General features: G+C 64.9%; 10 protein-coding genes. 7 read left to right on the top strand and 3 right to left on the bottom strand.

Going from position 1 to position 15,842, the window contains the following annotated elements; translation table 11 throughout:
* Positions 1–383 precede the first annotated feature (383 nt).
* The 7 genes from tpx (at position 384) to AC1RMG_RS04505 (ending at position 13,420) form a co-directional block, all read left to right on the top strand.
* Positions 384–884 (top strand): thiol peroxidase, encoded by a 501-nt coding sequence (gene tpx / locus AC1RMG_RS04475; protein WP_011061148.1) that lies wholly within the window; start codon positions 384–386, stop codon positions 882–884.
* Positions 885–1,061: 177 nt separating this feature from the next.
* A complete protein-coding gene (locus tag AC1RMG_RS04480; protein WP_123577787.1) occupies positions 1,062–2,381 on the top strand; it encodes an MdtA/MuxA family multidrug efflux RND transporter periplasmic adaptor subunit in 1,320 nt (439 codons plus the stop codon).
* Entirely contained in the window at positions 2,378–5,476 is a 3,099-nt protein-coding gene (locus AC1RMG_RS04485) for an MdtB/MuxB family multidrug efflux RND transporter permease subunit (RefSeq protein WP_015635502.1), read from the top strand. Before AC1RMG_RS04480 ends, AC1RMG_RS04485 begins: the two co-directional genes overlap by 4 nt.
* 37 nt (positions 5,477–5,513) lie before the next feature.
* Complete coding sequence (locus AC1RMG_RS04490) at positions 5,514–8,621, top strand: efflux RND transporter permease subunit (protein WP_015635503.1); 3,108 nt, start codon at positions 5,514–5,516, stop codon at positions 8,619–8,621.
* Complete coding sequence (locus tag AC1RMG_RS04495; RefSeq protein WP_019095227.1) at positions 8,618–10,111, top strand: efflux transporter outer membrane subunit; 1,494 nt, start codon at positions 8,618–8,620, stop codon at positions 10,109–10,111. The genes AC1RMG_RS04490 and AC1RMG_RS04495 overlap by 4 nt, the downstream gene beginning before the upstream one ends.
* Positions 10,112–10,389: 278 nt before the next feature.
* Positions 10,390–12,465, top strand: coding sequence for a putative bifunctional diguanylate cyclase/phosphodiesterase (locus tag AC1RMG_RS04500; RefSeq protein ID WP_065363983.1), 2,076 nt, complete (start codon positions 10,390–10,392; stop codon positions 12,463–12,465).
* A 208-nt stretch (positions 12,466–12,673) separates the two neighbouring features.
* Positions 12,674–13,420 (top strand): SDR family oxidoreductase, encoded by a 747-nt coding sequence (locus AC1RMG_RS04505; RefSeq protein ID WP_015635506.1) that lies wholly within the window; start codon positions 12,674–12,676, stop codon positions 13,418–13,420.
* Positions 13,421–13,645: 225 nt separating this feature from the next.
* Here the strand turns inward: AC1RMG_RS04505 and AC1RMG_RS04510 are convergent, their stop codons facing one another.
* Genes AC1RMG_RS04510 through AC1RMG_RS04520 form a run of 3 tightly spaced genes read right to left on the bottom strand, consistent with a single transcriptional unit; the run spans position 13,646 to position 15,835 of the window.
* Positions 13,646–14,200, bottom strand: coding sequence for a hypothetical protein (locus tag AC1RMG_RS04510; RefSeq protein WP_065363984.1), 555 nt, complete (start codon positions 14,198–14,200; stop codon positions 13,646–13,648).
* A 58-nt stretch (positions 14,201–14,258) separates the two neighbouring features.
* Entirely contained in the window at positions 14,259–15,035 is a 777-nt protein-coding gene (locus AC1RMG_RS04515) for a PoNe immunity protein domain-containing protein (protein ID WP_493168496.1), read from the bottom strand.
* 14 nt (positions 15,036–15,049) lie between these two features.
* Positions 15,050–15,835 carry a PoNe immunity protein domain-containing protein gene (locus tag AC1RMG_RS04520; protein ID WP_053158334.1) on the bottom strand — a complete coding sequence of 262 codons (786 nt, stop codon included), beginning with the start codon at positions 15,833–15,835 and terminating at the stop codon, positions 15,050–15,052.
* Positions 15,836–15,842 lie beyond the last annotated feature (7 nt).

Raw genomic sequence — 15,842 nt, forward strand, 5'->3', positions numbered from 1 at the left:
TCGCTTTCGCTGGCAAGCCAGCTCCTACACCGAAACACCCAAATTCGCCCCTGTAGGAGCCGGCTTGCCGGCGAAGGCGGCCTTGAGGCTTGCGCAAGTCTCGAAATCGCTTTCGCTGGCAAGCCAGCTCCTACACCGAAACACCCAAATTCGCCCCTGTAGGAGCCGGCTTGCCGGCGAAGGGGCCCTTGAGGCTTGCGCAAGGTTTGAAAGCGCCTTTGCTGGCAAGCCAGCCCCTGCATCCGGTAATGCCGGTGTCGGGGTGGGTTGTTGGACAATTTGCCCGTGGGGCATAGGTGCCCGGGCCGTTTCATGCTTAACTTCGGCCTCTCAGGAATTTCTCATTGCTGTTCCATCATCACTGTTCAATAAGGACTCCGTTCATGGCTCAAGTCACTCTCAAAGGCAACCCGGTGCAGGTTAACGGCCAATTGCCGCAAGTCGGTTCCAAAGCCCCAGCGTTCACCCTGGTGGGCGCAGGCCTGGCCGATGTTTCCCTGAGCAGCCTCGCCGGCAAGCGCAAGGTGCTGAACATCTTCCCAAGCGTCGACACCCCGACCTGCGCCACCTCGGTGCGCAAGTTCAACGCCCAGGCCAACGAGCTGGCCAACACCGTGGTGCTGTGCATCTCTGCCGACCTGCCATTCGCCCAGGCACGCTTCTGCGGCGCCGAAGGCCTGGAAAACGTGCAGAACCTGTCGACCCTGCGTGGCCGCGAGTTCATCGAGAACTACGGCGTGGCCATCGCCGACGGCCCGCTGGCCGGCCTGACTGCCCGCGCCGTGGTGGTGCTGGATGAAAACGACAAGGTGCTGCACAGCGAGCTGGTCAAGGAAATCGCCGAAGAGCCGAACTACGACGCGGCCCTGGCCGTGCTCAAGTAACAGGTTTTACAATTATTCACGGCCTGGCTCTGTCCAGGCCGTTTTTATTTGTGCTTCAGTGGCTTAGCACCGCTCCTTGAAACGTCAGTCAAAGGTAAATTGCCGGTAAAGGCGCTTTGCTAAAACGGTTCCAGTGCTTATCTTTCAGCCTTCTCAAAGAAGCCTCCCACGCGCCCAATGGTTGATCACTCCATGCAATCCTCTGTCTCCCGCAACTCCCGTCGCTGGCTGTTCGGCCTGTTCGTCCTGCTGCTGGTCGCTGGCCTGTGCTGGAAATTCTGGCCGGCCAGTACCCACCAGGAGGCCGCCGGGCAGAAAGCCGCGGCCGGGCATACCGGGCGCAGCGGCAGCATGCGCCCCGGTTTCGGCGGCGCCAGCGGGCCGATCCCGGTGCGGGTGTCACCGGTGACCCAGGGGGATTTCGCGGTGTACTACAAGGCCCTGGGCACGGTGACGGCACTGAACACCATCAACGTGCGCAGCCGGGTGGCGGGGGAACTGGTCAAGGTCAACTTCGAGGAAGGGCAGATGGTCAAGGCCGGCGACCTGCTGGCACAGATCGATCCGCGTCCGTACCAGAACGCCTTGCTCCAGGCCGAAGGCACCTTGCTGCAGAACCAGGCCCAGTTGAAGAACGCCCAGGTCGACCTTGAGCGTTACCGCGGCCTGTACGCCCAGGACAGCATCGCCAAACAGACCCTGGATACCGCCGCGGCGCTGGTGGGGCAGTACCAGGGTACGGTCAAGACCAACCAGGCGGCGGTCAACGACGCCAAGCTCAACCTGGAATTCACCAACATCCGCGCGCCGATCGCCGGCCGCCTGGGCCTGCGCCAGCTGGACGTGGGCAACCTGGTGGCGGCCAACGACACCACCGCGCTGGTGATCATCACCCAGACCCAGCCCATCAGCGTGGCCTTCACCCTGCCGGAAAACAGCCTGGAAACCGTGCTCGCCCGCTACCACAGCGGCGCCAGGCTGGCGGTGGAAGCCTGGGACCGCGGTGACGTGAAGCTGCAGGCCACAGGCGTGCTGCAGAGCCTGGACAACCAGATCGACACCACCACCGGCACCCTGAAGTTCAAGGCGCGCTTCGATAACCGCGACCAGGGCCTGTTCCCCAACCAGTTCGTCAATGTGCGGCTGCTGGCCGACACCCTGAAGAACGTGGTGCTGGCACCTTCGGCAGCGATCCAGTTCGGCACCAACGGCACCTTCGTCTACGCCCTGGATGGTGATAACAAGGTGAAGATCCGTCAGCTCAAGGTGGGCGCCAGCAACGGCGACTCGACGGTGATCCAGGACGGCCTCAAGGCCGGCGACCGGGTGGTGATGGAAGGCACCGACCGCCTCAAGGACGGCAGCGAGGTGGAAGTGGTCAACGACAGCATCGACGTGCCCACCACCCCCACCGAACACCTGCAGGGCCAGCCCGCCGGGGCACCGGCCGCAGACGGCAAGCCGGTTGATGGCAAGGCGCAAAAGGTCGGCGCATGAATTTCTCGCGGCTGTTCATCCTCCGTCCGGTAGCCACCACCCTGAGCATGCTGGCCATTGTCCTGGCCGGCCTGATCGCCTATCGCCTGCTGCCGGTGTCGGCCTTGCCCCAGGTGGACTACCCGACCATCCGGGTCATGACCCTGTACCCCGGGGCCAGCCCGGACGTGATGACCAGCGCGGTCACCGCGCCCCTGGAACGCCAGTTCGGGCAGATGCCCGGCCTGACCCAGATGGCCTCCACCAGTTCCGGCGGGGCCTCGGTGCTGACCCTGCGCTTCAGCCTCGATATCAATATGGACGTGGCCGAGCAGCAGGTGCAGGCGGCGATCAACGCTGCCACCAACCTGTTGCCCAAGGACCTGCCGGCGCCGCCGGTGTACAACAAGGTCAACCCGGCGGACACCCCGGTGCTGACCCTGGCCATTACCTCCAAGACCATGCTGCTGCCCAAGCTCAATGACCTGGTGGATACGCGCATGGCGCAGAAGATCGCCCAGATCAGCGGCGTGGGCATGGTCAGCATTGCCGGCGGCCAGCGCCAGGCGGTGCGGATCAAGGTCAACCCCGAGGCCCTGGCGGCCAACGGGCTGAACCTGGCGGACGTGCGCGCCCTGATCGGCGCCTCCAACGTCAACCAGCCCAAGGGCAACTTCGACGGCCCGACCCGGGTCTCGATGCTCGACGCCAACGACCAGTTGACTTCGCCCAAGGACTACGCCGAGCTGATCCTGGCCTACAACAATGGCGCGCCGCTGCGCCTGAAGGATGTGGCCGAGATCGTCGATGGCGCGGAGAACGAGCGCCTGGCGGCCTGGGCCAACGAGAACCAGGCGGTGCTGCTCAATATCCAGCGCCAGCCCGGGGCCAACGTGATCGAGGTGGTGGACCGGATCAAGGCGCTGCTGCCGAGCATCACCGACAACCTGCCGGCAGGCCTGGACGTCACCGTGCTCACCGACCGTACCCAGACCATCCGCGCTTCGGTCAAGGATGTGCAGCACGAACTGTTGATCGCCATCGCGCTGGTGGTGATGGTGACCTTCCTGTTCCTGCGCCGGGCCAGTGCCACCATCATTCCTTCGATTGCCGTGCCGCTGTCGCTGATCGGCACCTTCGGGGTGATGTACCTGGCCGGCTTCTCGGTGAACAACCTGACCCTGATGGCCTTGACCATCGCCACCGGCTTCGTGGTGGACGATGCCATCGTCATGCTGGAGAACATCTCGCGCTTCATCGAGGAGGGCGACAGCCCGATGCAGGCAGCGCTCAAGGGCGCCAGGCAGATCGGCTTCACCCTGATCTCCCTGACCCTGTCGCTGATCGCGGTGCTGATCCCGCTGCTGTTCATGGCCGACGTGGTGGGCCGGCTGTTCCGCGAGTTCGCCATCACCCTGGCGGTGGCGATCCTGATTTCCCTGGTGGTGTCCCTGACCCTGACCCCGATGATGTGCGCGCGGCTGCTCAAGCGTGAGCCCAAGCCTGAAGAGCAGGGGCGCTTCTACCGCGCCAGCGGGGCCTGGATCGACTGGCTGATCGAAAGCTACGGGCGCAAGTTGCAGTGGGTACTCAAGCACCAGTTCCTGACCCTGATGGTGGCCATCGGCACCCTGGGCCTGACCGTGTTCCTTTATATGGTGGTGCCCAAGGGCTTCTTCCCGGTGCAGGACACTGGGGTCATCCAGGGCATTTCCGAGGCGCCGCAGTCGGTGTCCTTCGCCGCCATGAGCCAGCGCCAGCAGGACCTGGCCAAGATCATCCTGCAGGACCCGGCGGTGCAAAGCCTGTCGTCCTACATCGGGGTGGACGGCGACAACGCCACCCTCAACAGCGGTCGCCTGCTGATCAACCTCAAGCCCCACAGCGAGCGCGACCTGAGCGCAGCCCAGGTGATCGCGCGGATCCAGCCCGAGGTGGACAAGCTGCTGGGCATCCGCCTGTTCATGCAGCCGGTACAGGACCTGACCATCGAGGACCGGGTCAGCCGCACCCAGTACCAGTTCAGCCTGTCGTCGCCGGATGCCGAGCTGCTGAGCCTGTGGAGCAATCGCCTGGTGCAGGCCCTGGCCCAGCGTCCGGAGCTCACCGACGTGGCCAGCGACCTGCAGGACAAGGGCCTGCAGGTGTTCATGGTGATCGACCGTGACGCCGCGTCCCGGGTCGGGGTTTCGGTGGCGAACATCACCGACGCCCTGTACGACGCCTTCGGCCAGCGCCAGATCTCCACCATCTACACCCAGGCCAGCCAGTACCGGGTGGTGCTCCAGGCCCAGGCCGGCGAGCGCATCGGGCCCCAGGCCCTGGAGCAGATCCACGTCAAGACCACCGACGGCGGCCAAGTGCGGCTGTCGAGCCTGGCCCATGTCGAGGAGCGCCAGGCGCAACTGGCCATCGCCCATATCGGCCAGTTCCCGGCGGTAATGATGTCCTTCAACCTGGCTCCGGGCGTGGCCCTGGGCAAGGCGGTGGACGTGATCGAGCAGGTGCAGCAGGAGATCGGCATGCCGGTGGGCGTGCAGACCCGCTTCCAGGGCGCGGCGGAAGCCTTCCAGGCCTCGCTGTCGAGCACCTTGCTGCTGATCCTGGCGGCGGTGGTGACCATGTACATCGTGCTCGGCGTGCTCTATGAGAGCTATATCCACCCGATCACCATCCTCTCCACCTTGCCCTCGGCGGCGGTGGGGGCCTTGCTGGCGCTGATCCTCAGCGGCAACGACCTGGGCATGATCGCCATCATCGGCATCATCCTGCTGATCGGCATCGTCAAGAAGAACGCGATCATGATGATCGACTTCGCCCTCGACGCCGAACGCCACCAGGGCATGGCCCCGGAACAGGCTATCTACCAGGCGGCGCTGCTGCGTTTCCGGCCGATACTGATGACCACCCTGGCGGCGCTGTTCGGCGCCGTGCCACTGATGCTGGCCACCGGTTCCGGCGCCGAGCTGCGCCAGCCCCTGGGCCTGGTGATGGTCGGCGGCCTGCTGGTGAGCCAGGTGCTGACCCTGTTCACCACGCCGGTGATCTACCTGTACTTCGACCGCCTGGGCCGGCGCTTCGGCAAGCGTGAAGACGCCCAAGAGGTGGAGGCATGAAGGGCCGCAGCCTGCCTCAAGCCTGGAGCGTGTCGGCATGAACCTCTCCGGCCCCTTCATCAAGCGCCCGGTGGCGACCATGCTGTTGTCGCTGGCGATCATGCTGCTGGGCGGCGTCAGCTTCGGCCTGCTGCCGGTGGCGCCGCTGCCGCAGATGGACTTCCCGGTGATCGTGGTCCAGGCCAGCCTGCCCGGGGCCAGTCCCGAGGTCATGGCGTCCACCGTGGCCACGCCCCTGGAGCGTTCCTTCGGCGCCATCGCCGGGGTCAACACCATGAGCAGCCGTTCCAGCCAGGGCTCGACCCGGGTGATCCTGCAGTTCGACCTGGACCGCGACATCAACGGCGCGGCACGGGAGGTGCAGGCAGCCATCAACGCCTCGCGCAACCTGCTGCCCAGCGGCATGCGCAGCATGCCTACCTACAAGAAGGTCAACCCGTCCCAGGCGCCGATCATGGTGCTGTCGCTGACTTCCGATGTGCTGGAGAAAGGCCAGCTCTACGACCTGGCCTCGACCATCCTGTCCCAGAGCCTGTCCCAGGTGCAGGGCGTGGGCGAAGTGCAGGTCGGTGGCAGCTCCTTGCCGGCGGTGCGCATCGAACTGGAGCCGCAACTGCTCAACCAGTACGGCGTGGCCCTGGACGACGTGCGCAATGCCATCGCCAATGCCAACCAGCGCCGGCCCAAGGGCTCGGTGGAGGATGACCAGCGGCTGTGGCAGATCCAGGCCAACGACCAGTTGGAAAAGGCCCGTGACTACGAGCCGCTGATCATCCACTACAACAACGGCGCGGCCCTGCGCCTGAAGGACGTGGCCAAGGTCAGCGACGGCGTCGAGGACCGCTACAACAGCGGCTTCTTCAACGACGACGCGGCGGTGCTGCTGGTGATCAACCGCCAGGCCGGGGCCAACATCATCGAGACGGTGAACGAGATCAAGGCTCAGTTGCCGGCGTTGCAGGCGGTGCTGCCGGCCAGCGTCAAGCTCAACCTGGCCATGGACCGCTCACCGGTGATCAAGGCCACCCTGCACGAGGCCGAGATGACCCTGCTGATCGCCGTGGCCCTGGTGATCCTGGTGGTGTACCTGTTCCTCGGCAATTTCCGCGCCTCGCTGATCCCGACCCTGGCGGTACCGGTATCCCTGGTGGGCACTTTTGCCATCATGTACCTCTACGGTTTTTCCCTGAACAACCTGTCGCTGATGGCGCTGATCCTTGCCACCGGGCTGGTGGTGGACGATGCCATCGTGGTGCTGGAGAACATCTCCCGGCACATCGACGAAGGCATCGCGCCGATGAAAGCGGCGTACCTGGGGGCCAAGGAGGTGGGCTTCACCCTGCTGTCGATGAACGTGTCGCTGGTGGCGGTGTTTCTCTCGATCCTGTTCATGGGCGGGATCATCGAGAGCCTGTTCCGCGAGTTCTCCATCACCCTGGCCGCGGCCATCGTGGTATCGCTGGTGGTGTCCCTGACCCTGACCCCGATGCTCTGCGCGCGCTGGCTCAAGCCCCACACCCCGGGCCAGGAGAACCGCCTGCAACGCTGGAGCCGGCGCAGCAACGACTGGATGATGGGCAAGTACGCCACCAGCCTGGACTGGGTGCTGCGGCACAGGCGCCTGACCCTGCTCAGCCTGCTGCTGACCATTGGCGTCAACGTGGCCCTGTACGTGGTGGTGCCCAAGACCTTCATGCCCCAGCAGGACACCGGCCAGTTGATCGGTTTTGTCCGCGGCGACGACGGCCTGTCCTTCAGCGTGATGCAGCCGAAGATGGAAATATTCCGCCGCGCCGTGCTCAAGGATGCGGCAGTAGAGAGCGTGGCCGGCTTCATCGGTGGCAACAACGGCACCAACAACGCCTTCATGCTGGTACGCCTGAAGCCGATCAAGGAACGCAATATCTCGGCGCAGAAGGTCATCGAGCGCCTGCGCAAGGAAATGCCCAAGGTGCCCGGCGCGCAACTGATGCTGATGGCCGACCAGGACCTGCAGTTCGGCGGCGGCCGCGAGCAGACCACCTCGCAGTATTCCTACATCCTGCAAAGCGGTGACCTGGGCGAGTTGCGCCAGTGGTACCCGAAAGTGGTGACGGCGCTGCGCGCCTTGCCTGAGCTCACCGCCATCGACGCCCGGGAAGGCCACGGTGCCCAGCAAGTGACCCTGATGGTGGACCGCGACCAGGCCAAGCGCCTGGGGGTGGACATGGACATGGTCACCGCGGTGCTCAACAACGCCTACAGCCAGCGGCAGATCTCCACCATCTACGACAGCCTCAACCAGTACCAGGTGGTGATGGAGGTCAACCCGAAATACGCCCAGGACCCGATTACCCTGAATCAAGTGCAGGTGATCACCGCCGACGGCGCGCGGATTCCGCTGTCGGCCATCGCCCACTATGAAAACAGCCTGGAAGACGACCGGGTCAGCCATGAAGGGCAGTTCGCCTCGGAAAGCATTTCCTTCGACATGGCCGAGGGCGTGACGGTGGAGCAGGGCACCGCCGCCATCGAACGGGCGATCGCCAAGCTGGGCATGCCCGAAGACGTGATCGTCAAGATGGCCGGCACCGCCGATGCCTTCGCCGCCACCCAGAAGAGCCAGCCGTTCATGATCCTCGGCGCGCTGCTGGCGGTGTACCTGGTGCTCGGGGTGCTCTATGAAAGCTACATCCACCCGCTGACCATCCTCTCCACCTTGCCCTCGGCCGGGGTTGGCGCCTTGCTCTCGATCTATGTGCTGGGCGGTGAGTTCAGCCTGATCTCGCTGCTGGGGCTGTTCCTGTTGATCGGGGTGGTGAAGAAGAACGCGATCCTGATGATCGACCTGGCGCTGCAACTGGAGCGGCACCAGGGCCTGGACCCGTTGCAGTCGATCCGCAGCGCCTGCTTGCAACGCCTGCGGCCGATCCTGATGACCACCCTGGCGGCGATCCTCGGCGCCTTGCCGTTGCTGCTGGGCGGGGCCGAAGGCTCGGAAATGCGCCAGCCCCTGGGCCTGACCATCATTGGCGGCCTGGTCTTCAGCCAGGTCCTGACCCTCTACACCACCCCGGTGGTCTACCTCTATCTCGATCGCCTGCGCCACAAGTTCAACCACTGGCGTGGGGTCCGTACCGATGCTGCTCTGGAAACGCCGCTATGACCGACCAATCGTCCCGTCCCGTTACTCTGCTGTCCGCCCAGCGCCTGGCCATGGCCCGGGGCTCGCGGGCCTTGAGCCTGGGCTTGTGCGTGCTGCTGCTCAGCGCCTGCGCCATCGGTCCCGACTACCAGCGCCCGCAGGTGGCCGAGCCGGTGCACTACAAGGAAGCCGAAGGCTGGCGCCAGGCCAACCCCAGCGACGCCCTGGCCCGTGGCGCCTGGTGGGAGCTGTACGGCGATGCCCAGCTCAATGGCCTGATCGACAAGCTCAACAGTTCCAACCAGAGCGTGGCCCAGGCCGAGGCACAGTTCCGTCAGGCCCGGGCCCTGGTGCGCAGCTCCCGGGGGTCGTTCTTTCCCAGTGTCGACCTGAGCGCCGGCAAGACCCGCGCCAGCCAGGGCACCGGCAGCAGCAGTTCGGCCCTGAGCAGTTCCAGCAGCGGCATTCGCGACACCTACAACACCCAGTTGGGGGTGAGCTGGGAAGCGGACGTGTGGGGCAAGTTGCGCCGTGACCTGGAAGCCAACGAGGCCAGCGCCGAGGCCAGCTTCGCCGACCTGGCGGCCATGCGCCTGAGCCAGCAGTCCGAGCTGGCGCAGAACTACCTGCAACTGCGGGTGATCGATGAGCAGAAGCGCCTGCTGGAGGCCACGGTGGCGGCCTATCAGCGCTCCCTGACCATGACCCAGAACCAGTACCAGGCCGGGGTCTCCGGTAAGGATGCGGTGGCCCAGGCCCAGACCCAGCTCAAAAGCACCCAGGCCGACCTGATCGACCTGATCTGGCAGCGGGCGCAGTTCGAGAACGCCATCGCCGTGCTGATCGGCGTGCCGCCGGCAGAGTTCAACCTGGCCGAGAGCAAGACCATCCCCGTGCTGCCCCAGGTGCCATTGGGCGTGCCGTCGCAACTGCTGGAGCGGCGCCCGGACATCGCCTCGGCGGAGCGTTCGGTGATTGCCGCCAACGCCAAGATCGGCGTGGCCAAGGCCGCCTATTACCCGGACCTGACCCTGAGCCTGGCCGGCGGCTACAGCAGCAGCACCTACGCCGACTGGATCAGCCTGCCGAACCGCTTCTGGTCGGTAGGGCCGAAACTGGCCATGACCCTGTTCGACGGCGGCCAGCGTTCGGCGGAAGTGGACCGCACCGAGGCGGTGTACGACCAGACCGTGGCCAAGTACCGGCAGACCGTGCTCGACGGTTTCCGCGAGGTGGAGAACTACATGGTCCAGCTCAAGGTCATGGAGGACGAGGCGGGGGTGCGCCAGCAGGCCCTGGATTCGGCCCGCGAGGCCCTGCGCCTGACCGAGAACCAGTACAAGGCCGGGCTGATCGCCTACCTGGATGTGGTCACCAGCCAGACCACTGCCCTGAGCAACGAGCGTAGCGTGCTCAGCCTGTTGCAGAGCCGGCTGATCGCCAGCGTGCAGTTGATCGCCGCCATGGGCGGTGGCTGGGATGGCCAGCTGCAGGCCAGCGAGCAGAAATAGGCCCTTGAAGGCCTTGCAGCAAGGTGGCTGCAAGGTGGCTGCAAGGCCTGCTCGACAGCCGCAGGCAGGGCGTATCCGGAGCCGTTTGCAACTGCTCGCGACTTCCCGCAAAGCCCATGCCCACAGGGCTTGTAGGGGTATGAGACAGCCGAAAACGGCGTTCTGTCCGACTAATGGCTTTTTGCTAACTTTGTAGATGCGTTCTTCCACGCAATCAGTACAATCTGCGGTTTTGCCCGCCGCGCAGGGATGTCGGCACAACGGCCAAGAGACGCCTCATGCTCATCGGTAGCTACTCCTCCGCACTGGTCCTGATCTCCATTTTCGTGGCGATCCTCGCTTCCTATACTGCCCTCGACCTGACCGGGCGCATTGCCACCACCACCGGCCGTGCCGCTTATCTATGGATGATGGGCGGAGCCCTGGCCATGGGCGTCGGTGTGTGGTCCATGCACTTTATCGGCATGCTGGCCTTCAGCCTGCCCATCGACCTGGGCTACGACATCCAGCTCACCGCCCTGTCGCTGCTGATCTCGATCCTGTCCTGCGGCTTTGCCCTGTGGCTGGTGAGCCAGCCGCGGCTGCCGCTGTGGCAGTTGCTGTTCGGCGCGCTGATCATGGGCTCGGGCATCAGTGGCATGCACTACACCGGCATGGCGGCCATGCGCATGCAGCCGGGCATCGACTACGACCCGAGCCTGTTCGGCGCCTCGCTGCTGATTGCCTTCGGCGCGTCGCTGGCGGCGCTGTGGATTGCCTTTCGCCTGCGCCAGAACACCCCTTACGTACGTCTGGCCCGGACCGGCGCGGCGATTGTCATGGGCTTTGCCATCGTCGGCATGCATTACACCGGCATGGCCGCGGCGCGTTTCGCCGATGGCAGTTTCTGCGGCGCCCTGGGCAACGGCCTGAGCGGCAAGGGCCTGGACAACCTGGTGCTGATCACCACCCTGGCGGTGCTGATCATCGCCTTGCTGACCTCGGTGCTGGATGCGCGGCTGGAAGCCCGCACCGCGGTGCTGGCGCAATCGTTGACCGAAGCCAACAAGGAACTGACCCAACTGGCGTTGCACGACACCCTGACCGGGCTGCCGAACCGCATTCTGCTGGCCGACCGCATTGACCAGGCGATGCACCGGGTCACTGCCCATGGTGGCTGTTTTGCGCTGATGTTCATCGATCTGGACGGTTTCAAGCCGGTCAACGACGCCTTTGGCCACCACATGGGCGACCAGTTGCTGCGCGAAGTGGCCCAGCGCCTGCGCGAGGATTTGCGCAGCGAGGACACCCTGGCGCGGATCGGCGGCGATGAGTTCGTGCTGCTGGTGCAACTGGCCGAGCCGGACGATGCCCTGCGCCTGGCGGCACGCCAGGTGGGGCTGGTATCGCGCTCGTTCCGGGTGGCCGAGCACGACCTGCAGATTTCCGCCAGCATCGGCATTGCGGTGTACCCGGGCAATGGCCTGAGTGCCCAGGAACTGCTGATGAACGCCGATGCGGCGATGTACCACGCCAAGGGCACCGGCAAGAATGGCTACAGCTTTTTCGATGCCTCGATGAACAGCAATGCCCGGCGCCAGCTGCAATTGCTGCAGGATCTGCGCAATGCCCTGGAGCATCATCAGTTCCGCCTGCACTACCAACCCAAGTTCGACGCTGCCAATGGCCTGCCGGTGGGGGCCGAGGCGCTGCTGCGCTGGGAGCATCCCCAGCATGGCCTGTTGCTGCCGGACAAGTTCATCGAACTGGCGGAGAAGACCGGGCTGATCATTGCCATCGGCGAGTGGGTGCTCAACGAGGCCTGCCGGCAGATGCGCGAGTGGTACGTCCAGGGCTACACCGACTGGCGCATCGCGGTGAATCTCTCGGCCTTGCAGTTCTGCCATGCCGGGCTGGTCAGGAGCGTGGCCAATGCCCTGGAACGCTACCACCTGCCGGCCAACAACCTGACCCTGGAAATCACCGAAACCACGGCAATGAACGACGCCGATGTCAGCATGCTTGTCCTGCAACAGCTGGCGGACATGGGGGTGGACCTGTCCATCGACGATTTCGGCACCGGCTATTCCAGCCTGATGTACCTCAAGCGCCTGCCGGCCAACGAGCTGAAGATCGACCGCGGCTTCGTCCGCGACCTGGAGCACGACAGCGACGATGCCGCCATCGTCTCGGCCATTGTCGCCCTGGGCCAGGCACTGGGCCTGCGGATCGTCGCCGAGGGCGTGGAAACCGGGGTGCAGCAGACCTTCCTCACCCAACTGGGCTGTGATTCCCTGCAAGGCTATTTCCTTGGCCATCCGCTGCCGCCCGAAGGTTTCATGCAGGGCATCCACCGGGGCGAAGAAAAAGCCTGAGCCTCTCGCCTTGCCGGCTGCGGTCGCGATCTGGCGGCAGTTCGCAGGGATATGGCCGCCGCCCAGGTCCCTGCCGGTTTGCGCCGTCGGTGCGCGGGGCTACCGTGCACTTCTACTGGCTTGATGTGGCACATTTGCGCAGTTTTCATCGCCGCCCGCGCGGTGTTTAATGGCTCGCGTTGAAATGTTCAGTGAGGGAGTCGGCAGCATGGATAAAGTCATCGTCATCACCGGTGGCGGAAGGGGTATAGGCGCCGCCACGGCAGTGTTGGCCGCGCAGCAGGGATTCAAGGTGTGCATCAACTACCAGGCCGACGAGCAGTCCGCCCTGCAGGTGCTCGAACAGGTTCGCGCCCTGGGCGTGCAGGCCATTGCGGTGCGCGCCGACGTCAGTATCGAGGATGAAGTGATCGGTCTGTTCCAGCGGGTCGACAGCGAACTGGGGCGGGTCACGGCCCTGGTCAACAATGCCGGGACCGTGGGCCACAAGTCGCGGCTGGATGAAATGTCCGAATTTCGCATCCAGAAGATCATGAAGACCAATGTCATGGGGCCGATCCTCTGCGCCAAGCATGCGGTGCTGCGCATGTCGCCGCGCCATGGCGGGCAGGGCGGCAGCATCGTCAACGTCTCCTCTGTGGCGGCGCGCCTGGGTTCGCCGGGGGAATACGTCGACTACGCCGCCTCCAAGGGCGCCCTGGACACCTTCACCATCGGCCTGTCCAAGGAAGTGGCGGGCGAGGGCATCCGCGTCAACGCGGTGCGCCCGGGCTATATCTACACCGACTTTCATGCCCTGAGCGGCGATGCCGACCGGGTCAGCAAGCTGGAATCGGCAATCCCCATGGGGCGTGGCGGGCGTCCTGATGAAGTGGCCGAGGCGATTGTCTGGCTGCTGTCGGACAAGGCCTCCTACGCCACCGGCACCTTCGTCGACCTGGGCGGCGGCCGCTGAGCCCCCGCAAGTCCGCGGCCTATCCCGTAGGGGCCGGCTTGCCGGCGAAGGGGCCCTCAAGCCTTGCGCCGACCTTGCAGACGCCTTCGCTGGCAAGCCAGCTCCTACAGCCCCCTCCGAGCTTGTGGTCTGCCGTGTAGGAGCCGGCTTGCCGGCGAAGGGGCCCTTGAGTCTTGCGCCGCGCTTGCAAACGCCTTCGCTGGCAAGCCAGCTCCTGCGGTTTCCTCAGCGGGCGCGGCGGCGGCCGGGGCCGATCAGCAGGGCCAGCAATAGCCCCAGTACGCTGGTGCCAAAGCTCATCAACTGTGGCATCAGGAACCCCAGGGTTTCCCCCGGGCGGTTGCAGCTGTAGCCATATCCATCGCCTTGCTCATGGGCCCAGACGCCCGGTGTGGCGCTCACGTCCACAGGCGCCGATGGTGCGGGTTCCTCATTGGAGAACCCCAGGTTCGAATGGCTCGCGCTGCGCCTTTCCAGCTGCTCGATGGCCTGCAACTGGGCGTCATTGCAGCGGTTCTGCGCCCAATTGCCGACCACCACCAGGACGGACAGAAGAAGCAGCAGCGGCACCGGGTAATAACGCCGGGTCCGCAGCAGGGGCGCCACCACCAGCCCGGCCAGGAAACCCGCCAGCAGCAGATTGACCCAGAACCACGGGCCGCCTTCCCAGCTCGGCGGTATCAACTGCACCAGCAGCGGGGGCAGCACAACGCGGGCGAACAGCAGGCACAGGGCGGCTGCGAGCAGGGTGATCAGCAGGGTCTTGATCCAGGATTTCATGGGCAATGCATAACCTTTAAGAAGGAGCGGTAAACGGGGGCTATCAGTGCTGCGCCAGCTATTGGGGCATCGGCGGCGGGGTAAAGCGCCGGGCGTATTCGAGCATCTCCCGGGGGAAGACCATGTGCTTGACCGCGCTGTCGTCCAGGCCGTAGAGGTAGGCCACTGCCGCAGCTTCAAAGGCCCAGTAGCCGAAGTAGGATTCACCGTCCAGGTGGGAGTCGTGCCATGGGGCCTGCTCGAACGCTTCATACCACTGGTTGCAGTACTCCACCAGCAGCTCCCGGGCCTCGTCCGCTTGATCGGCGTAGATGGCCCTGATCAGCGGCGTATAGACCGGGTGGTACCACTCATCAATGTCAGCGCGGTCCGGCAGGCAGGGCTTGAGCAAGTCCTCGATCAGGGTGTCCTCGGCGTGGTAGCCGGCGCGGTCCTGCAGCGCCACCATGCGCGGCAGCAGGTCGCGGCGTTGCAGCAGGATGCACAGGCTGATGACCTGCACGTATTCCTCGTACTGGTCGAGGTAGTCCTCGATGTTCAGCGGCGCGATATCGGGCACCTCGTTGCACAGGGCCAGGGTGCGCTGATGCTCCTCGTAGCTGGCGATCAGTGCGTCCAGCTCCTGGGCCAGCTCCGGCATGGCCTTGCCGCCGGTGTAGCCCAGGATCAGATGGTCCAGGCGTGCTCGCTTGACCTCCCAGGCCTTGAGCGAGGCTTCCTGCCCGGGGTAGTCCTCTTCCATAGAGTGTGTCTGCCAATGGGCTTCGGTACCCGCCAGGAACTCCAGGAGGATGTGGTACTGCTTCGGGTCGAGAAACACCTGCCTGCGTTGCATGTCAGTACCCGGCCTCAGTGGAAGGGCATCGGCGGCGGGGTAAAGCGCCGGGCGTATTCGAGCATCTCCCGGGGGAAGACCATGTGTTTCACCGCGCTGTCGTCCAGGCCGTAGAGGTAGGCCACCGCCGCCGCTTCAAAGGCCCAGTAGCCGAAGTAGGAACCCTCGTCGCCGTCCAGGTGGCTGTCGTGCCATGGGGCCTGTTCGAACGCCTCGTACCACTGGTTGCAGTACTCCACCAGCAGTTCCCGGGGTTCATCCGGATCTTCGGTGTAGATGGCCCGGATCAGGGGCGTGGAGACGTCGTGGAACCACTGATCAACGTCTTCACGATCCGGCAGGTAGGCCTTGAGCAGGTCCTCGATCAGGGTGTCCTGGCCGCCAAAGCCGGCACGGTCCTGCAGCAGCACCAGACGCGGTAGCAGGTCGCTGCGTTGCAGCAGGATGCACAGGCTGATGACCTGGACATATTCCTCGTACTCGTCGGGGTAGTCTTCGATGTTCAGCGGCGCGATATCCGGCCGTTCTTCATAAACCCCCATCTTGCGCTGGTAGTCCTCGTAGCCTTCGATCACCCCATCCAGCTCCCGGGCCAGTTGCTCCATGGGTGCACCGCCGGTGTAGCCCAGGATCAGGTGGTGCAGGCGCGCGCTGCGCACATTGGAGGCCTTGAGGGAGGCTTCCTGCTCGGGGCTGTCGGCCATCATCGAGTGGGTCTGCCAGTGGGCCTCTTCGCCGGCCAGGCTTTCGAGGAAGTCGTGGTACTGCTTGTGGCTGAGAAACACTTGTCTGCGGTTCATGTCGGTG

The organism is Pseudomonas sp. GW822-FHT04H02 (assembly GCF_058800645.1).